The sequence below is a fragment of the Rhodoferax sp. GW821-FHT02C08 genome (genome assembly GCF_059421805.1).
The window spans coordinates 22,880-41,247 of record NZ_JBWKVR010000011.1; the positions used below are offsets into that span (position 1 = coordinate 22,880).

Annotated in this window: 15 protein-coding genes; 12 read left to right on the forward strand and 3 right to left on the reverse strand. The window is 63.2% G+C overall.

What is annotated here, in order from left to right; translation table 11 throughout:
* The first annotated feature begins 104 nt into the window (after positions 1-104).
* From AC07VY_RS14735 to AC07VY_RS14745, 3 genes are all read left to right on the forward strand, one after another.
* Positions 105-2,495, forward strand: coding sequence for a heavy metal translocating P-type ATPase (locus tag AC07VY_RS14735; RefSeq protein WP_495097769.1), 2,391 nt, complete (start codon positions 105-107; stop codon positions 2,493-2,495).
* A 14-nt stretch (positions 2,496-2,509) separates the two neighbouring features.
* The gene (gene cueR, locus AC07VY_RS14740) at positions 2,510-2,899 is read left to right on the forward strand and encodes a Cu(I)-responsive transcriptional regulator (protein WP_495097896.1); all 390 of its coding nucleotides are present in this window, start codon (positions 2,510-2,512) and stop codon (positions 2,897-2,899) included.
* Between the two features lie 198 nt (positions 2,900-3,097).
* Entirely contained in the window at positions 3,098-3,472 is a 375-nt protein-coding gene (locus AC07VY_RS14745) for a hypothetical protein (protein ID WP_495097770.1), read from the forward strand.
* Between the two features lie 7 nt (positions 3,473-3,479).
* On the opposite strand, the gene AC07VY_RS14750 is transcribed toward AC07VY_RS14745, so the two are convergent.
* On the reverse strand, positions 3,480-4,103 hold the full coding sequence (locus tag AC07VY_RS14750) for an outer membrane lipoprotein (protein WP_495097771.1): 624 nt from the start codon (positions 4,101-4,103) through the stop codon (positions 3,480-3,482).
* Between the two features lie 315 nt (positions 4,104-4,418).
* Positions 4,419-5,204: an IclR family transcriptional regulator gene (locus tag AC07VY_RS14755; protein WP_495097772.1), complete on the reverse strand. Its 786-nt coding sequence runs from the start codon at positions 5,202-5,204 to the stop codon at positions 4,419-4,421.
* Positions 5,205-5,415: 211 nt separating this feature from the next.
* Between AC07VY_RS14755 and hmgA the strand changes: the two genes are divergently transcribed.
* The 5 genes from hmgA to AC07VY_RS14780 all read left to right on the forward strand — a co-directional run bounded on the left by hmgA (position 5,416) and on the right by AC07VY_RS14780 (position 10,217).
* Complete coding sequence (hmgA, locus tag AC07VY_RS14760; RefSeq protein WP_495097773.1) at positions 5,416-6,750, forward strand: homogentisate 1,2-dioxygenase; 1,335 nt, start codon at positions 5,416-5,418, stop codon at positions 6,748-6,750.
* Complete coding sequence (gene fahA, locus AC07VY_RS14765) at positions 6,747-8,069, forward strand: fumarylacetoacetase (RefSeq protein ID WP_495097774.1); 1,323 nt, start codon at positions 6,747-6,749, stop codon at positions 8,067-8,069. The genes hmgA and fahA overlap by 4 nt, the downstream gene beginning before the upstream one ends.
* Positions 8,070-8,082: 13 nt before the next feature.
* A complete protein-coding gene (gene maiA, locus AC07VY_RS14770) occupies positions 8,083-8,721 on the forward strand; it encodes a maleylacetoacetate isomerase (RefSeq protein WP_495097897.1) in 639 nt (212 codons plus the stop codon).
* 18 nt (positions 8,722-8,739) lie between these two features.
* Entirely contained in the window at positions 8,740-9,543 is an 804-nt protein-coding gene (gene hpaI / locus AC07VY_RS14775) for a 4-hydroxy-2-oxoheptanedioate aldolase (protein ID WP_495097775.1), read from the forward strand.
* Between the two features lie 92 nt (positions 9,544-9,635).
* Positions 9,636-10,217 carry an SRPBCC family protein gene (locus AC07VY_RS14780; RefSeq protein ID WP_495097776.1) on the forward strand — a complete coding sequence of 194 codons (582 nt, stop codon included), beginning with the start codon at positions 9,636-9,638 and terminating at the stop codon, positions 10,215-10,217.
* 51 nt (positions 10,218-10,268) lie between these two features.
* Here AC07VY_RS14780 and AC07VY_RS14785 read toward each other — a convergent pair whose 3' ends face one another.
* A complete protein-coding gene (locus tag AC07VY_RS14785) occupies positions 10,269-11,255 on the reverse strand; it encodes an AraC family transcriptional regulator (RefSeq protein ID WP_495097777.1) in 987 nt (328 codons plus the stop codon).
* 159 nt (positions 11,256-11,414) lie between these two features.
* On the opposite strand from AC07VY_RS14785, the gene AC07VY_RS14790 reads away from it, so the two are divergent.
* The 4 genes from AC07VY_RS14790 (at position 11,415) to katG (ending at position 18,233) form a co-directional block, all read left to right on the forward strand.
* Positions 11,415-13,022: a carboxyl transferase domain-containing protein gene (locus AC07VY_RS14790; protein WP_495097778.1), complete on the forward strand. Its 1,608-nt coding sequence runs from the start codon at positions 11,415-11,417 to the stop codon at positions 13,020-13,022.
* 16 nt (positions 13,023-13,038) lie between these two features.
* Positions 13,039-13,827 (forward strand): enoyl-CoA hydratase/isomerase family protein, encoded by a 789-nt coding sequence (locus AC07VY_RS14795; RefSeq protein WP_495097779.1) that lies wholly within the window; start codon positions 13,039-13,041, stop codon positions 13,825-13,827.
* 10 nt (positions 13,828-13,837) lie between these two features.
* Complete coding sequence (locus AC07VY_RS14800; protein ID WP_495097780.1) at positions 13,838-15,844, forward strand: acetyl/propionyl/methylcrotonyl-CoA carboxylase subunit alpha; 2,007 nt, start codon at positions 13,838-13,840, stop codon at positions 15,842-15,844.
* 220 nt (positions 15,845-16,064) lie between these two features.
* Complete coding sequence (gene katG, locus AC07VY_RS14805) at positions 16,065-18,233, forward strand: catalase/peroxidase HPI (protein ID WP_495097781.1); 2,169 nt, start codon at positions 16,065-16,067, stop codon at positions 18,231-18,233.
* Positions 18,234-18,368 lie beyond the last annotated feature (135 nt).

The following is an 18,368-nucleotide window of genomic DNA, read 5'->3' on the forward strand; positions in this document are numbered from 1 at the left end:
TTTTTCAGTAACCACCCTGGTTGCATTGATTTTCCAAACAAATCCTTGACATTGCCATGGTGGGAAGCTTCAACATGAAGCCGATTCCACCACACACAAGCACCATGTCTTCCACCCTAGCAGCCCCCCTTCAACTCGGCATTGCCGGCATGAGCTGCGCATCCTGCGTATCGCGGGTGGAAAAAGCCCTCAAAGCCGTGCCGGGCGTACACGAGGCCAGCGTCAACCTGGCCACCGAACAAGCCTCGGTACAGGCCGACGCCACGGTAGGCACCGCCACGCTGGCAGCGGCCGTGCAGCGTGCCGGCTATGCGGTGCAAACCACCGAGAGCAACCTGCAGATTGAAGGCATGAGCTGCGCGTCCTGCGTGGGCCGGGTGGAGAAAGCCTTGCTGAAGCTGCCCGGCGTGCTGTCCGCCTCGGTGAATCTGGCCACGGAGAAAGCCACCGTACAGGCCCTGTCCAGCGTGACGCCAGCGGCGCTGAAAGCCGCCATCGCCAAAGCCGGTTACACCGCCAAAGACCTGGCCGCACCGGCATCTGCCCGGCGACTGCCGGACTGGTGGCCGGTAGCCGTCGCCACGGTACTCACCCTGCCCCTGGTCTTGCCCATGCTGCTCGGCTGGCTGGGCATCGATGCCATGCTGGACGGCTGGACCCAGTGGGCGCTGGCCACGCCGGTGCAGTTCTGGCTGGGCGCACGCTTTTACCGTGCCGGCTGGGGTGCTTTGCGCGCGCGCACCGGCAATATGGACCTGCTGGTGGCGCTGGGTACCAGCAGCGCCTATGGCCTGTCGGTCTACCTGCTGTTCCAGCATGCGGGCCACGGCATGCCGCACCTGTACTTTGAAGCCTCTGCCGCCGTCATCACCCTGGTGCTACTGGGCAAATGGCTGGAGGGCCGGGCCAAGCGGCAGACCGCCGACGCCATCCGTGCGCTGAATGCGCTGCGCCCCGCCACGGCCCGGGTGCAGCGCGGCACCGAGCTGCTGGAGCTGCCGGTGGACCAGCTGGTGCTGGGCGACCTGGTGCTGGTGCGGCCCGGCGAACGCATTGCCGTGGATGGCGAGGTAGTCGAGGGCAGCAGCCACGTGGACGAGTCGCTGATCACCGGCGAAAGCCGCCCCCTGGCCAAAACCGTGGGCGACCATGTCACTGGCGGCGCCATCAACGCCGAGGGCGCGCTGACGCTAGCCACCCGGGCCCTGGGTGCGGAAACGCGGCTGGCCCGCATCATCCGCCTGGTGGAATCTGCCCAGGCAGCCAAGGCACCGATCCAGCGCACAGTGGACAAAGTCAGCGCGGTGTTTGTGCCCGTGGTGCTGGGCATTGCGCTGCTGACATTGGCGGGCTGGCTGCTGGTGGGCGCCGACGCGTCCCAAGCGATTCTGAACGCTGTGGCGGTGCTGGTGATTGCCTGCCCCTGCGCGCTGGGCCTGGCCACACCCACGGCCATCATGGCGGGCACCGGTGTGGCCGCGCGGCACGGCATTCTGATCAAGGACGCGGAAGCACTGGAGGTGGCCCACGCTGTCACCACCGTCACTTTCGACAAGACCGGCACGCTGACCCAGGGCCAGCCCTCTGTGGTGGCGGTGCTGCCCGCCACAGGCCAGAGCCGCGACGAGGTATTGACCCTGGCCGCTGCCTTGCAGCACAGTAGCGAACATCCGCTAGCCCGCGCGGTAGACCGCCAGGCACAGACCGAGCAATTGCCGGTGCCCGCTGCCCAACAGGCCCGCGCGCTGCCGGGGCGCGGGGTCGAAGCCGTGGTGGACGGGCAGCTGTACCAGCTGGGCAGCAGCCGCCTGCTGCAAGGGCTGGACTTGGGCCCCTTGGCGGCACAGGCCCAAGGCCTGGAAGCGGAAGGACGCACTATTTCCTGGCTGCTGCGCCAAGACAGCACACCTACATTGCTGGGCCTGCTGGCCTTTGGTGATGCCATCAAACCCACGGCCCGTGCGGCGGTGGCCCGCCTGCATGCCCAGGGCATTGCCACTGTGATGCTGACCGGCGACAACCGCGGCAGCGCCGAAGCCGTGGGTCAGGCGCTGGGCATACAGCAGGTGCAGGCCGAGGTGTTGCCCGCCGACAAGGCCTCCGCCGTGCAAGCCCTGCGCACCGCTGGCCAGGTAGTGGCCATGGTGGGCGACGGCATCAACGACGCACCGGCCCTGGCCACGGCCGACGTGGGCATCGCCATGTCCACCGGCACCGACGTGGCCATGGAAACGGCCGGCATCACCCTGATGCATGGCGACCCCGGCCTGGTGGCCGACGCGCTGGACATTTCGCGGCGCACCTATGCCACCATCCGGCGCGGTCTGTTCTGGGCTTTTGCCTACAACGTGGTCGGCATACCGCTGGCGGCCCTGGGCTGGCTGAACCCAGTGGTGGCTGGCGCTGCCATGGCCCTGAGCAGCGTCAGCGTGGTCGCCAACGCCCTGCTGCTGAGCCGCTGGCGGCCCGCTGCATCCACGGAGAAAAAAGCATGAATACAGCCATCGCCATGAACATCGGCATGGCCGCCAAGGCCTCGGGCGTGTCGGCCAAGATGATCCGCCACTACGAGCAAGTAGGCTTGCTACCCGAACCCAACCGTACCGAGGCCGGCTACCGCCAGTTCAGCGAGGCTGAGGTGCACACCCTGCAGTTCATCCGCCGGGCGCGTGACCTGGGGTTCTCGATCGCGCAGATCGGCGAACTTGTAGGCCTGTGGCAGAACCGCAAGCGCCCTAGCCGCCAGGTCAAGGCCCTGGCCCAGGCGCATATCCAGGAGCTGGAACAAAAAGCCCAGGAACTGCTGGCCATGAAAGCCACGCTGGAGCACCTGGTGCACTGCTGCCATGGCGACGACCGGCCCGAATGCCCCATCCTGGAGCAGCTGGACAAAGGCTAAATTTCTACAAGCTTTTTATGCCTCTAGCGCAGGTATTACTTGCACCAGTAGCTACAAAATTGATAGCACCAGGAAGCCCATCAAGCGCTGCACAGCCGCAATCCTCGGCACACTGTCCTACAAAAAATACCCAATCCCGCTGATGGAACTTTGGAGCACCGGGTTGCACTATCCAGTGTCATTTGTAAATATCTGTATATGCGCACTTATCCACGCACCGAATTCCACGTTAAACGCTCGTTTGCCGATGGCATCAGCCACCCGGCCAGCCTGGCCATCGCACTGGCGGTGTTGATGGCGGCCTTGATAGGCTTGCTATGGGCACTCTGGTGGCCACTGGGTGCGAGCCTGGCATGGGCCTGCTTCCATGCATCGCTGAGCCCCTTGCAGTATGCGGAAACCCAGCACATGGTGGGCGCCTTGCTGGTGGCCGCCGTGGTAGTGGGCGTGGGCACCATGTTCGGCCCCGTGGCCGCTGGCTTTACCAGCCTCACCTTGCTGCTGCCGCTGGGACTGGCCGGCTTGGGTTTACGCGGCGAGCCTGCCGATGCGGCCTATCCGTCCAGTCTTTAACCGTTATTTAACCGTTCAAACGCGCCACGCCATTCACAATCTTCACCCGGTCGCCAGGGCGAACGCTCTGTTCAGACTGGTGCAGCGTGCGGGTCGATCCGTCATCCAGGCGCACCACCACTTCGTAGCTGTGCGTGGCCTTGACCTGGCCTTCAATATGGTTGCCCGCAAACGCGCCACCCAAAGCACCTAGCACCGTCGCTACGTCGCGACCACGGCCACCGCCGACCTGGTGGCCCAGCACACCGCCGACTACGGCACCACCCACAGCACCCACGCCGCTGCCTTGTGCTGGCGTAGTCACTTCACGGGCCGATTCCACCACACCACAGTCGCCACAGCGCTGTGCCACCGCCTCGGGTTGAACAGCAGGGCGCGGGGTCGCATGCTGCACCACCGGTTTGGCCACGGGGGTCATGTTCTGTGCCGATGTTTGCACCGGAGGCGCCACCACCACGGGTGGGTTCGTCTGGGCCAGCTCGCTCATCTCGGCATTCTTGGCAGTGGAGGAAGGCAACCAGCCCAGAATGGCGGCGGTGCCGACTGCGCAGACCATCACCACAGCGGCGCAGGCCACCAGGATCATGGGGTGGAGACGGGATTTGGAAACAGCGTCCAGGGGCGTATTCATAACGATCACCTTTGTTTTTGATTGTTGACGGGCCAAGCTTGCACAAGGCATGAAAAGCTATTTGGATAACGCAGCCCTTGTCTGTAAAGATGACACGAAACCGGCCTTGGCGGGTAACAGTGATTGTTACAAGTTCACCCCTACAAGGTTTGCAGCCAGGTTTTATCCCCGCCAAAGAAGCTGACATGCATCCAAAGCGCCACCCGTTACGCACCCCTGCCATGCCCTTTATTACGCTTTTTACGTTCAGTGGCGCGGCCCGCATAACGCGCCGTTTCCATCTGTTGGCTGTGGGGTGCTGCGGCCCTAGCCCACTTACACATCAAAGTGCCCTAGGCGCCTAGCTGCTTGCCTTGCGGCGTCCAGCAAGGCGGCCGGATCCGGGCCATCCCAGGCTGCGCTCAGGTAATCCTTGTGGCCAATGAGTGTCAGCACGGCCACGAGCTGCCGCTCCAGACCATACACCGGCGTGCTGAACGCGCTGATGCCAGGCTGGGTGTTTCCATCGGATCGGGTCATGCCATGGGCTTGCAGGTCCGCCGCAATGTGTACCCGCTCACTCTCAAAATCCAGCGGCGTGCCGGGCGCGCTCAGCAAAACCTCCACCGGATGGTTCAAGGCTGCGGCAATCTTGTCACGTGGCAGTACGCCCGCAAACACGCGACCGGTCGCCGAACCCAGCAAGGACACCACCGAGCCCGGCCGCAGGGCAATATGCAAAGGCCGGCGCGCCTCCACCATCCGGACCACGGTTGGCCCCAGATTGCCCCATACGGACACGGCTACCGCATGCCCTGTCGCCTGGGCCAGCGACTCGGCTGCATCGTTGACCGGCCGCATGGGCTCCAGTTGGTGCAAATAGGTCAGCCCTAGCTGGAGCGCAGCCGGCCCAAGGGCATACAGCCCGTCGGCACGGCGTTGCTCCACCAGTCCCAACTTGGCAAAACTGACCAAATAAGGGTGGGCCCGCGAAGCTGGCAGGCCAGCCTGAGCGGCCAGGTCCTTGAGCGTCATGGGCGACGCATTCTCGGCCAGGGCCAGTAGCAAGCGGCCACCCACCTCAATCGACTGTACGGCGCGTTGCTCTCGAGGTTCCTGCATGGTGGGTCCAAATTTCGTTAATGCCAAAGAATTTTGCCATACGCTAATTTTTGGCTATGATTCAACAAATCAATTTGCAAATAGCGAATTCAAATGCAGACTGGCGTGATGCAGCTTTGTGCAGATGTATGAAAAAAATGCCTACAGCGCAATATCTATCTGCGCAAGCAGCTACATAAAACATAGCAACGCTATAGAAAGCGAGAACGATATGACGGAGACAAACCTGGCCACGCGCCAGTACCAGCATGGCTTTGGCAACGAACACGCCACCGAAGCCGTGGCCGGCAGCCTGCCGCAGGGCCGCAACAGCCCGCAGCGGGCGCCGCTGAACCTGTACGCAGAGCTGGTCTCCGGCTCGGCCTTCACCGCGCCGCGCGCAGAAAACCGCCGCAGTTGGCTGTACCGGCGCCAGCCTTCGGTGGTCACCGGTGCCTACCAGCCCTATGCCCAGCCGCGCTGGACCAGCGGCGCCGCCACTGGCGTGGTCATGCCGCCCGACCCGCTGCGCTGGAGCCCCTTTCCCCTGCCTGCCGCGGGTACGGCGGTGGACTTCATCGACGGCCTGGCCACCGTGGTGGCCAACGGCGACCCCGAAACCCAGACCGGCATGGGCGCCCTGGTCTATGCCGCCAACAGCTCCATGCAGCAACGCGCGCTGGTCAATGCCGATGGCGAGCTGCTGCTGATCCCGCAGCAGGGCCGGCTCATTATCACCACCGAGCTGGGCGTGCTGGACGTGCGCCCCGGCGAGATCGCGCTGATCCCACGCGGCATGGCTTTCAAGGTAGCCCTGCCTGACTCGGAAGCTGGCGCGGGGCCGTCTCGCGGCTATGTATGCGAAAACTACGGCGCCGCCTTCCGCCTGCCCGAGCTGGGGCCCATAGGCTCCAACGGCCTGGCCAATGCACGCGACTTCCAGGCCCCGGTGGCTGCGTTTGAAGAACCTACCGGCGACTATGAAATCATCAAGAAATTTGGCAGCCGGCTGTGGCGCAACACCCACCAGGGCACGCCCTTCAACGTGGTGGCCTGGCACGGCAACCTGGCGCCGCTGAAGTACGACACGGCCCACTTCATGGTGATCGGCTCCATCAGCTTTGACCACCCCGACCCGTCCATCTTCACCGTGCTGACCAGCCCCAGCGATACGCCGGGCACGGCCAACTGCGACTTCGTCATCTTCCCGCCGCGCTGGCTGGTAGCCGAGGACACCTTCCGCCCACCCTGGTACCACCGCAACCTCATGAGCGAGTTCATGGGCTTGGTCTACGGCCAGTACGATGCCAAGCCCGAAGGCTTCAAGCCCGGCGGCGCCAGCCTGCACAACTGCATGGTGCCGCACGGCCCGGATACCGACGCCTTCGACAAGGCCAGCCACGCCACGCTGGCGCCCCACAAGCTGGACGACACCCTGGCCTTCATGTTGGAGAGCCGCTACCGCTTGGTGCCCACCGCCTACGCCATGCAGGGCAGCAGCCTGGACCCCGCCTACGCCCAATGTTGGCAAGGCCTGCAAGACCATTTCAAGAAAGCCACCCCATGAGCACCGCACCCGACCACACCCACGCCCCCACACTGCAGAGCTGGGTCGCCTCGGCCAACCAGGCCGGCAGCGACTTCCCCATCCAGAACCTGCCCTATGGCCGCTTTCGCCGCGCCGGCAGCGGCGAGGCCTGGCGCATAGGCATTGCCATTGGCGACCAGGTCCTGGACCTGCAGCGCGCCCACAGTCAGCCCGGCTGGCCCCAGTCCCTGGCTGCGCCGCTGGCGGCTCTTGCAGCCGGTGACCTGAACAGCGTGATGGCAGCCCCCAAAAGCCAGCGCCAAGCCCTGCGGGCTGCCTTCTCTGCCGCCCTCAGCGCGAATAGCCCGCAGGCCGCAGCGTTGACGTTCTGCCTGGCGGCACAGCAAGATGCGGAAATGGCCCTGCCCTGCCACATCGGCGACTACACCGACTTCTACACCGGCATCCACCACGCCACCACGGTAGGCAAGCTGTTCCGCCCAGACAACCCGCTGCTGCCCAACTACAAATGGGTGCCTATCGGCTACCACGGCCGCGCCTCCAGCATCGTGGTCAGCGGCCAGCCGGTGCGCCGCCCGCTGGGTCAGCTCAAAGGTGCGGAAGACACGCCCAGCTTCGGCCCCTGCCGCCGCCTGGACTACGAGCTGGAGCTGGGCGCTTTTGTCGGCCCGGCGAACGCGCTGGGCGAGCCCGTGCCCATGTCCGAGGCCGAAGACCGGCTGTTCGGCCTGGCACTGTTCAACGACTGGTCGGCCCGCGATCTGCAGGCCTGGGAATACCAGCCGCTGGGTCCGTTCCTGGCCAAAAACTTCGGCTCTACCCTGGCGCCCTGGGTCGTTACCATGGAGGCGCTGGCGCCCTACCGCGTTGCCTTCGAGCGGCCCGCCAGCGACCCGCAGCCCCTGCCGTATCTGGATGCGGCAAGCAACCGCGCGCAAGGCGCCATCGACATCACACTGGAAGTCTGGCTGCAAAGCCGCGCCATGCGCGAGGCCGGCCTGGCGGCGGTGCGTCTGTCGCAGTCCAACTTCCGTGACGCCTACTGGACCCTGGCCCAGCTGCTGGTGCACCACGCCAGCAATGGCTGCAATCTGCAGCCCGGCGACCTGCTCGGCACAGGCACCCAGTCCGGCCCGGCCCCCGGCCAGGGCGGCTCGCTGCTAGAGCTTTCGCTGGGCGGCAAGCAGGCTATTGCGCTGCCCGGTGGCGAATCGCGTACCTTCCTGGAAGACGGCGACACCCTCACGCTGCGCGCCTACTGCGAACGCCCCGGCGCCGCCCGCATCGGGTTTGGCGAAGCCAGCGGCACGGTGCTGGCGGCTCCCACCCTGCCCTGAGGCCGCCACCATGCTGCAATTGCACAGCTACTTCCGCAGCTCGGCCGCCTACCGCGTGCGCATCGCGCTAGGCCTGAAAGGCCTGGACGCCCAGATACTGCCGGTGCATCTGCTCAAGAACGGCGGCGAGCAGCGCAGTGCCGCCTACCGCGCCATCAACCCCGCAGGCCTGGTGCCGGCCCTGGTGGACGACGGGCGCGTCCTCACCCAGTCGCTGGCCATCATCGAGTACCTGGAGGAATGCCATCCCCAGCCGCCATTGCTGGGCAGCACGCTATTGGAGCGAGCCCACATCCGCGCACTGGCGCTGGATATCGCCTGCGAAATCCACCCGCTGAACAATCTACGCGTGCTGAACTACCTCAAAGACGAGATGGGCCTGGATGAAGATCAAAAAATGCGCTGGTACCGCCACTGGACCGAAACCGGCCTGGCCACGGTAGAGGCCCGCCTGGCGCACACCGCAGGCCAGTACTGTGTGGGCGACAACACCAGCCTGGCCGACTGCTGCCTGGTCCCCCAGGTATTCAACGCCCAGCGCTTCGCTTGCAGCCTGGACCAGTTCCCCACCGTGATGGCGGTACATAAGCGCTGCAGTGCATTGCCAGCTTTCCAGCAGGCTGCACCGGAGATGCAGCCCGACGCAGGCTAAGTAGCGTAGGATTTCGGCATGCACATGCCCACCAATACCTTCAAGAAGAACCTGCGCGAAGGCCGCGCCCAGATCGGCCTGTGGGTCGGCCTGGCCGATGCCTATGCGGCCGAGGCCCTGGCCACCGCCGGCTACGACTGGCTGCTGATCGACGGCGAACACGCACCCAACGATGTGCGCAGCATCCTGACCCAGCTGCAGGCGGTAGCGCCCTACCCCGGCCACGCCATCGTGCGCCCGCACATAGGCGATGTGGCGCTGATCAAGCAGCTGCTGGACACCGGCGCCCAAACCCTGCTGATCCCCATGGTGGACACAGCCGAGCAGGCCGCCCAGATGGTGGCCGCCACGCGCTACCCGCCGCACGGCATACGCGGCGTGGGCAGCGCACTGGCCCGCTCATCGCGCTGGAACCAAATCGACGGCTATCTGCACAAGGCCAACGCCGAAATGTGTGTACTGGTACAGGTCGAAACCCTGGCCGCGCTGAAGAACCTGAAAGCCATTGCCGAAGTGGACGGAGTAGACGGCGTGTTCTTCGGCCCCTCCGACCTATCCGCCTCGATGGGGCTGCTAGGCCAGCCCGGCCACCCGGACGTGCAGCAGGCGATTGCCGAAGGCATGGCGACAGTCCAGGCGGCTGGTAAGGCAGCCGGCATTCTGGCCGTGGACCCGGTGCTGGCCAAGAAATATCTGGCCCTGGGCGCCCTGTTTGTGGCCGTGGGCGTGGACACCAGCCTGCTGGTCAAGGCAGCCAAGGAGCAACTGGCCATCTTCAAGGCAACCAGCACCTCCGCCAGCGGCGCTGCGTCTGGTTATTGAGCCCCCACAGCCCCGCTGTATTAGCGGGTAACTCCCTGCACGACGGCGCAGCGCATGGCACACTGGACTTCAGTTTGAGGAAAGTGATTTCTATGTTGCGCCGTGCATGTTTGCTTGGTTTCACAGCAACAGTCCTGTGGGCTGCGGCTCCATTCGCGCTGGCGGCAGACCCGCCACAGGCCGTCGCAGAGGAGGACGTTCAAGTCCAGCGCTCCGGGCAAGGCTTCACCGTGGACCTGAGCTTTTACGCCCCCGTGCCCCCAGCCCAGGCCTGGGCCGTATTGACCGACTTCGAGCACATGCCGGAGTTTCTGCCCAACCTGACCAGCAGCCACGTCAACAAGCTCAGCGATACCGAGCTCAAGGTCAGCCAGACCGGTGTAGCCAAGTACGGCGTGTTTTCAGCCAACTTTGAGTCCATCCGCGAAATCACGCTGACGCCCGAAACCGAAATCCACGCCCACGGCGTGGGTGGCAATCTGCAGCATCTGGAAAGCGTAATGCAGCTGCACCCCGAGGGTAGCGGCACCAAGCTGGTCTACCACGTGGAAGCCTTGGCGGGCTTTTGGTTCCCACCGTTGATCGGCCCGTCCCTGGTGCGGCACGACACCGCGGCCCAGTTCTCGGCCATGGTGCGGGAAATGCTGCGCCGCAGAGGCGTTGCTATACTTTAAGTAGCTACTTGCGCAGTATTTATCTGCGGTAGAAGCGGTTTTAGCCCCGCACTACACCGTATGTCCTGCAGCCCTGAAATCGGCCGGGGCCTGTCCCGTCCAGCCCTTGAATGCACGGGAAAAGCTCTTCTCGTTGGTAAAACCCACCGCCAGAGCAATCTGTTTGACCGGCTTGGCCGTGCGCAACAACTGCTGCGTGGCGAGGTCGCGCCGCACTTCATCCTTTAAACCTTGCAGCGAAACCGCCTCGGCCAGCAACTGGCGGTGCAAGCTGCGCACAGAAAGCCGTAGCTCCGTGGCGATAGCCTCGGCCTGGGTGAAGTCGGCCGGCCGTTGCTGCAGTAGATTTTTGACGCGTTGCGCCAGCAACCTGTCACGCCGGTAGGGCAACACAATCAGCGGCAAGGGCCGGCGCAACATCATGCCCAGGGCCTTCTCATCACGGCGTATGGGCAGCGCCAGGTACTGCGCGTCGAAACGTATGCACGCACCTTCGGCGCCAAACTCTACCTCCCCGGAAAACATGTGCGGATACACGGCTGCGTGCGCAGGTGCCTCGAACGGAAAACAGGCCTGGGCCAAGGGCAAGCGTGAATCCACCATCCAGCAGGCCACGCCATGTGCATTGCGCAGGCAGGTGACAAGGCAGAACTCGCGGAACGGGCCCAAATCACGCTGCTCCTCTATGCACAGCGTGGCCACACCCGCAGCCACCTCCAGCTTCAAAACGATGTCGTCCACCAGCAAGCCGTGGTGGCGGCACCAGCGCTTCAAGGCCACACCGAGATTCGGGGCGGTGATAGATGCACGGCTCAACATGCCGTAGCTGCCCCAACGCAGCTTGCGCGAGAACCAGCCCAGGGCTTCGTCGTCCAGCTCGTGCATGGCGTGGGCGCTGATGGCCTCCATCTGTGCCGCCGTGACCCGGGCATCGGTGCGATCCACATTTTTTGTCGCAATTTGTGCCACCTGCAAGGCCTTTGCGGGGTCGATACCGTATTTTTGGTAGGCCAGCAATATGGCTCGTACAAAAGCCATGGGCGTTACTGCCGGGCGTGAAGATGCCGAACTGGACGAAATATGCATGGTTAAAAGAGTCTAAGCACGGATGGCAGTATTTGCAACCTGACTGGCAAGACATGTGCAAAGCCCAGGCATAGAGTGCAGACACAAGCAGCTATCGCAAGGAGACACTACATGCACGCCTTGGCCACACACATCAATCCGCGCGCGGCCGACTTCCAGGCCAATGCCGCGGCGATGCGTTCAGCGGTCGCAGACCTGCGCGCCAAAACGGATGAAGCCGCACTGGGTGGCGGCGAGCTAGCGCGCAGCCGCCACACCGCGCGGGGCAAGCTGCTGCCACGTGAGCGTGTGGACCAGCTGATAGACCCGGGCAGCCCATTCCTGGAAATAGGCCAACTGGCCGCGTACGGCATGTACGACGGAGAAGCCCCATCTGCGGGCCTGGTGGCGGGCATAGGGCGCATCCATGGGGTGGAATGCATGGTGCTGGCCAACGACGCCACGGTCAAAGGCGGAACCTACTTTCCGATGACAGTGAAGAAACACCTGCGTGCACAGGAAATCGCCGAGCAAAACCACCTGCCCTGTATTTATCTGGTGGATTCAGGGGGGGCATTTTTGCCACTGCAAGACGAGGTGTTCCCCGACCGGGAGCACTTTGGCCGCATCTTCTACAACCAGGCGCAAATGTCGGCCAAGGGCATTCCGCAGATCGCGGTGGTCATGGGCTCGTGCACGGCCGGCGGTGCCTATGTGCCAGCCATGAGCGATGAAACCATCATCGTGCGGAACCAGGGCACGATCTTCCTGGGTGGCCCACCGCTAGTAAAGGCGGCCACCGGCGAAGTGGTCAGCGCAGAAGACCTGGGTGGGGGTGATACCCACACCCGCATATCGGGCGTAGCCGATCACCTGGCGGAGAACGACCACCACGCGCTGTCCATTGCACGCAGCATCGTGGCGAACCTGAACCACCAAAAAACCTTGACCCTGCGGCTGCAAGCCACTGAAGAGCCGCTGTACGACGCCGAAGATATCTACGGCATCATCCCGCAGGACACGCGCAAGCCATACGACGTACGCGAAGTCATAGCACGCGTGGTGGACGGGTCCCGCTTTGACGAATTCAAGGCGCGCTACGGCGCCACCCTGGTCACAGGCTTCGCGCACCTGTACGGCATGCCGGTAGGCATCATCGCCAACAACGGCATCCTGTTCGGCGAATCGGCACAAAAAGGCGCGCACTTTATAGAACTGTGTGGCCAGCGTGGTGTGCCACTGGTGTTTCTGCAAAACATCAGCGGCTTCATGGTGGGCCGCAAGTATGAAAACGCAGGCATTGCGAAGGACGGCGCAAAGATGGTCACGGCGGTAGCCACCGTCGGCGTGCCTAAGCTGACCATGCTCATAGGCGGCAGCTTTGGTGCCGGCAACTACGGCATGTGCGGCCGCGCCTATTCCCCGCGCTTGCTGTGGATGTGGCCCAACGCACGCATCAGCGTGATGGGCGGCGAGCAGGCAGCCGGCGTGCTGGCCACCGTCAAGCGCGATGGCATAGAGGCCAAGCAAGGTACATGGTCCGGACAGGCGGAGGAAGACTTCAAAGCCCCCATCCGGGCGCAATACGAAGAGCAAGGCCACCCCTACTACGCCACCGCCCGCCTGTGGGATGACGGGGTGGTCGACCCAGCCCAGACCCGGCGCGTGCTGGGCCTGTCTTTGGCGGCCACGCTGAACGCGCCCATCCTGCCGACGAAGTTCGGCCTATTTCGTATGTAAGGCATGTGAGGCCCGTATGCACTACCAATACCTGAAGATCGAACACCGCGGCGACTGCGCCTGGATCTGGATGAACCGTGCCGAAGTCCACAACGCCTTCAACGAAACGCTGATTCAGGAGCTGACAAGCTGTATCGCCGAGCTTGACGCCGCGCCTGCTGTGCGCGCCATCGTATTGGCGGGTGCCGGTAAAAGCTTCTCGGCCGGGGCCGACCTGAACTGGATGCGGCGCCAGGGCGAGGCGCCCCTGAAAGATAACCTGGCCAGTGCGCACAAGCTGGCAGCACTCTTCAGCACCCTGTCGCAATGCGCCTCGCCTACGATTGCACGCGTACACGGCGCAGCCCTGGGCGGTGGCATGGGATTGGCTGCAGCATGCGACATCTGCATTGCATCTACCAAGGCCACATTTGCCACCACCGAAGTCCGGTTCGGCATCATTCCCGCCGCGATTGGCCCCTATGTTGTGCGAGCCATCGGCGAGCGGCAGGCCTACCGCTATTTCCAGACGGCGGAGCGCATCGATGCCGTGCGCGCACAGCATATCGGCTTGGCGCATGAAGTGGTTGAACCCGAGCAGTTGGACGCCTGCGTGCAGCAGATCGTCGATGCACTGTTGGCCGGCGGCCCACTTGCGCAGACAGCCGCAACCCAGCTGATACGCCGTATCGCGCACCAACCGATAGACACGGCACTAGCCACTGAGACCGCGCAGCGTATTGCGGTGCTGCGCGCGACCCCCGAAGCCAAGGAGGGGTTGAGCGCGTTTCTGGAAAAGCGCGCGCCCGTCTGGAACCACGCATAAGGAGGAGACGATGTTCAAAAAAATCCTCGTTGCCAACCGGGGCGAAATCGCCTGCCGCGTCATCAAGACAGCACGCCAACTCGGTATTGCCACGGTCGCGGTGTATTCCGATGCAGATGCCCATGCACGCCATGTCCGCCTGGCCGACGAGGCCCTATGGATTGGTGCAGCGCCCGCGCTTGATTCCTATCTGCGCGCGGACCGCATCCTGGCGGCCGCACAGCACAGCGGCGCCGAGGCAATCCACCCGGGCTACGGCTTTCTGTCAGAGAACGCCGACTTCGCCGAAGCCTGCGAACGGGCAGGCATTGTCTTCATTGGTCCGCCGGCCGCGGCGATCCAGGCCATGGGCAGCAAGTCCGCGGCGAAACAGTTGATGGAGAAGGCCGGCGTACCCTTGACGCCCGGCTACCACGGCAGCAACCAGGACCCGCTATTCCTGGCCCGGCAGGCAGACACCATCGGCTACCCCGTGCTGATCAAAGCCAGCGCCGGTGGCGGCGGCAAAGGCATGCGCCGTGTAGACCAGGCGGCCGACTTTGCTGCCGCGCTCAACTCCTGCCAGCGCGAGGCCTTGAACGCCTTTGGCAGCGACCATGTGCTGGTCGAAAAATATGTGCTCAAGCCGCGGCATATCGAGATCCAGGTATTTGGCGACATGCAGGGGCATGTGGTGTACCTGTTCGAACGCGACTGTTCTGTGCAACGCCGTCACCAGAAGGTACTGGAAGAAGCCCCCGCGCCCGGCATGACGCCAGAGCGCCGCGCGGCCATGGGCCAGGCGGCCGTAGAAGCGGCCAAAGCCGTCGGCTACGTGGGTGCAGGAACGGTGGAGTTCATTGCCCAGCAGGATGGCAGCTTCTACTTCATGGAGATGAATACCCGCCTGCAGGTCGAACACCCTGTGACCGAAATGCTGACGGGGCTGGACCTGGTGGAGTGGCAGTTGCGGGTGGCGTGCGGCGAGCCACTGCCACTGCGGCAAGAGCAGCTCACACTCCACGGCCACGCGCTGGAGGCCCGCATCTATGCCGAGGATCCCAACAAAGGATTTCTGCCTTCTACCGGCCGGCTGGTGCATCTGGCCACACCGCAGGAATCGGCCCACGTACGTATAGATACGGGTGTAGCGCAAGGCGACGAGATCACGCCCCACTACGACCCCATGATCGCCAAGCTGATCGTCTGGGGTGCAGACCGCAGCCAGGCACTTGCGCGCATGCACCAGGCACTGGGCCAATACCAGGTAGTGGGCGTTCAGACCAACATCGAGTTCCTCTCGCGTCTGGTGACAAGCCCGTCGTTCAGCCATGCCGATCTTGATACCGGCCTGATAGAGCGCGAAGCAGCGCTTCTATTCCCATCCAACACCCGCGTGCCTGACGAGGTATGGTTGCTGGCAACGTTGGCCGAACTACAGGACCAGGCCCAACAGACAGCGCGCGAGGCTGGGCGTGACGCGTATCCAGACTCGCCCTGGCGCGCACTAGACGGCTGGCGCCTGAACGGATGGGCTAGACGCACGATACAGCTGCGCATGGGGGATACCGTGCAAGCTATCGAGGCTGAAAGCCTTGGCGTGAATGGCAGATATACGCTTTGGCTGCATGCAGAACGCCTGCCCGCGCACGCCACACTGGATATGCAAGGCCAGCTACAGGCCTGCATAGGTGAACGCCAGCTACACGCAAAGGTAGTGCCGGTCGGTGACAAAAGACATGTGTTCTTCGAGGGAAGAACTTGGGCCTTGGCCATAGTGCCCACCGCATACATAACCACGGATCACGCAGTCGAAGGCCATTTGAAAGCACCAATGCCCGGAAAGGTACTGGCGTTGCTGGTCGCCACTGGCACACGGGTAGATAAAGGCTCGGCCCTATTAGTCATGGAAGCCATGAAGATGGAGCACACAATCACCGCCCCACGTGACGGCGTGGTCAAAGCGTTCTACTGCGCAATCGGAGAGCAGGTGGCCGAGGACGCGGAGCTAGTCGAATTCGATGATGAAACGTCCTAGCGGGAGAGTAAAAGAGCTTTGGGGGCAGAAAATCCGAGGGCATCTTTGAAAAACTCTATTCAATACATAAATTTTATTGAGTTCTTGGATTCATAGTAATTAATTACTATGAATGTCCCAGGCTGTCATTTGCAAACAATGGCCGCACATGCATATTTCTGCCTGCTGCTGCGGCACCACGTATCCACAAATACAGCCACCAACCGACAAAGGAGAACCCATGTCCAATGAAGCCAAGTGTCCCGTCCACCATGCTGCCAGCGGCGGCACAACCAACAAAGACTGGTGGCCCAACCAGTTGCGGGTTGACGTATTGAACCAGCACTCCAACAAGTCCCACCCGCTGGGCGAGAAGTTCAATTACGCAGAAGAATTCAAGAAACTGGACTACAAGGCACTCAAGGCGGATCTGGTCAAACTGATGACCGACAGCCAGGACTGGTGGCCGGCCGACTTCGGCCACTACGGCCCTCAGTTCATCCGCATGGCCTGGCACAGCGCGGGCACCTACCGTACCCAAGACGGTCGTGGCGGTGGTGGCCGTGGCCAGCAGCGCTTTGCGCCGCTGAACTCCTGGCCCGACAACGTCAACATCGACAAGTCACGCCGCCTGCTCTGGCCTATCAAGCAGAAGTACGGCCAGCAGATTTCCTGGGCCGACCTATTCATCCTGACTGGCAACGTGGCGCTGGAATCGATGGGCTTCCGGACCTTCGGCTTTGCCGGTGGCCGTGAAGACGTGTGGGAACCCGACATGGATGTGAACTTCGGTTCCGAGACTTCCTGGCTGGCCGCAGACAAGCGCTTCAGCGGTGGGGGCGACCGCAACAAAGGAGAGGGCGAGCTAAACAACAACCTGGCCGCCACCCACATGGGGCTAATCTACGTCAACCCGGAAGGCCCCAACGCCAGCGGTGACTACCTGGCCGCGGCCAAGGACATCCGTACCACCTTCAGCCGCATGGCGATGGACGATGAAGAAATCGTCGCCCTGATCGCCGGTGGCCACACCTTTGGCAAGGCGCACGGCGCAGCGCCCGAGTCGCACAAAGGCCCAGAGCCCGAAGGCGCGGGCATTGAAGCCCAGGGCCTGGGCTGGAACAGCAACTTTGGCAGTGGCCATGGCAAAGACACCGTCTCCAGCGGCCTGGAGGTCACCTGGACCACCACCCCGGCACAGTGGAGCAACAACTTCTTTGAAAACCTGTTCAAGTACGAATGGGAGTTGACCCATTCGCCCGCCGGTGCCAAGCAGTGGGTCGCCACAAATGGGCCGGAGATCATCCCTGACGCACATGTGCCGGGCAAGTTCAACAAGCCCACTATGCTGACCACCGATCTGACGCTGCGCTTCGACCCCGAGTTCGGCAAGATCTCCAAGCGCTTCCATGAAGATCCGCAGGCCTTTGCCGAAGCCTTTGCCCGCGCCTGGTACAAGCTGACCCACCGCGACATGGGCCCGAAAGCACGCTACCTCGGCCCTGAAGTGCCCAAGGAAGACCTGATCTGGCAAGACCCGCTGCCGGCTGCAACCTACCGTCCTACGGCGGCGGATATCTCCGAGCTCAAGGCCAAAATCGTCGCCTCCGGCCTGTCGGTAAGCGAACTGGTGTCCGTGGCCTGGGCTTCGGCCTCCACCTTCCGTGGCGGAGACAAGCGCGGTGGTGCCAACGGCGCACGGCTGGCCCTGGCCCCGCAGAAGGACTGGGAGGTCAACAAGATCGCCGTCCAGGTATTGCCCAAGCTGGTTGAGATCCAGCAGGCATCTGGCAAGGCCTCGCTGGCCGACATCATCGTATTGGCCGGCAGCGTGGGCGTCGAACAGGCGGCCAAGGCAGCAGGCGTGGCCGTCGCGGTGCCATTTACGCCGGGCCGCGTCGATGCGACGCAGGCGCAGACCGATGTCGAGTCCTTTGCTGTGTTGGAACCCCTGGCCGATGGCTTCCGCAACTACAAAAAGGGCAAGATCGGTGCGCCGACCGAAGCCCTGCTGGTTGACAAGGCCCAGTTGCTGACCCTGACCCCGCCCGAACTGACCGCATTGGTCGGTGGTCTGCGCGTGCTGGGCGCAAATGCCGACGGCAGCAAGCACGGCGTATTCACAGACCAGGTAGGCGTACTCAGCAACGATTTCTTCGTACGTCTGCTGGACATGGGTATCGAGTGGAAAGCCGTGGACGGTGAGGCTGAAGTATTCGCAGGCCGCGATCGTAAGACCGGCCAGGTGAAATACACCGGCACCCGCAACGACCTGATCTTCGGCTCCAACTCGGTGCTGCGCGCTTACGCCGAGGTCTATGCCAGCGCCGGCGGCGCACAAAAGCTGGTGACTGACTTCGTCGCAGCCTGGACTAAAGTCATGAACCTGGATCGCTTCGACCAAGCCTAAGCACGCAAGTCGAACCAACGATCTCCATTGCCCCAAGCGGAAAGGCATAGCCTTCTCCGCTTGGAGCAATTAGGTTTCTGATCCTCCGCGGAATTCTGAGTATCTTCAAACCCCTAAACGTTACTGCCGATCTGA

Excerpts from the sequence above, each read along its gene's own strand:
- AC07VY_RS14745 (WP_495097770.1), top strand. The coding sequence starts at position 3,098 with ATGCGCACTTATCCACGCACCGAATTCCACGTTAAACGCTCGTTTGCC.
- fahA (WP_495097774.1), top strand. The coding sequence starts at position 6,747 with ATGAGCACCGCACCCGACCACACCCACGCCCCCACACTGCAGAGCTGG.
- cueR (WP_495097896.1), top strand. The coding sequence starts at position 2,510 with ATGAACATCGGCATGGCCGCCAAGGCCTCGGGCGTGTCGGCCAAGATG.
- AC07VY_RS14800 (WP_495097780.1), top strand. The coding sequence starts at position 13,838 with ATGTTCAAAAAAATCCTCGTTGCCAACCGGGGCGAAATCGCCTGCCGC.
- hpaI (WP_495097775.1), top strand. The coding sequence starts at position 8,740 with ATGCACATGCCCACCAATACCTTCAAGAAGAACCTGCGCGAAGGCCGC.
- AC07VY_RS14750 (WP_495097771.1), bottom strand. The coding sequence starts at position 4,103 with ATGAATACGCCCCTGGACGCTGTTTCCAAATCCCGTCTCCACCCCATG.
- AC07VY_RS14780 (WP_495097776.1), top strand. The coding sequence starts at position 9,636 with ATGTTGCGCCGTGCATGTTTGCTTGGTTTCACAGCAACAGTCCTGTGG.
- AC07VY_RS14755 (WP_495097772.1), bottom strand. The coding sequence starts at position 5,204 with ATGCAGGAACCTCGAGAGCAACGCGCCGTACAGTCGATTGAGGTGGGT.
- AC07VY_RS14790 (WP_495097778.1), top strand. The coding sequence starts at position 11,415 with ATGCACGCCTTGGCCACACACATCAATCCGCGCGCGGCCGACTTCCAG.
- AC07VY_RS14735 (WP_495097769.1), top strand. The coding sequence starts at position 105 with ATGTCTTCCACCCTAGCAGCCCCCCTTCAACTCGGCATTGCCGGCATG.
- hmgA (WP_495097773.1), top strand. The coding sequence starts at position 5,416 with ATGACGGAGACAAACCTGGCCACGCGCCAGTACCAGCATGGCTTTGGC.
- AC07VY_RS14795 (WP_495097779.1), top strand. The coding sequence starts at position 13,039 with ATGCACTACCAATACCTGAAGATCGAACACCGCGGCGACTGCGCCTGG.
- katG (WP_495097781.1), top strand. The coding sequence starts at position 16,065 with ATGTCCAATGAAGCCAAGTGTCCCGTCCACCATGCTGCCAGCGGCGGC.
- AC07VY_RS14785 (WP_495097777.1), bottom strand. The coding sequence starts at position 11,255 with ATGGCTTTTGTACGAGCCATATTGCTGGCCTACCAAAAATACGGTATC.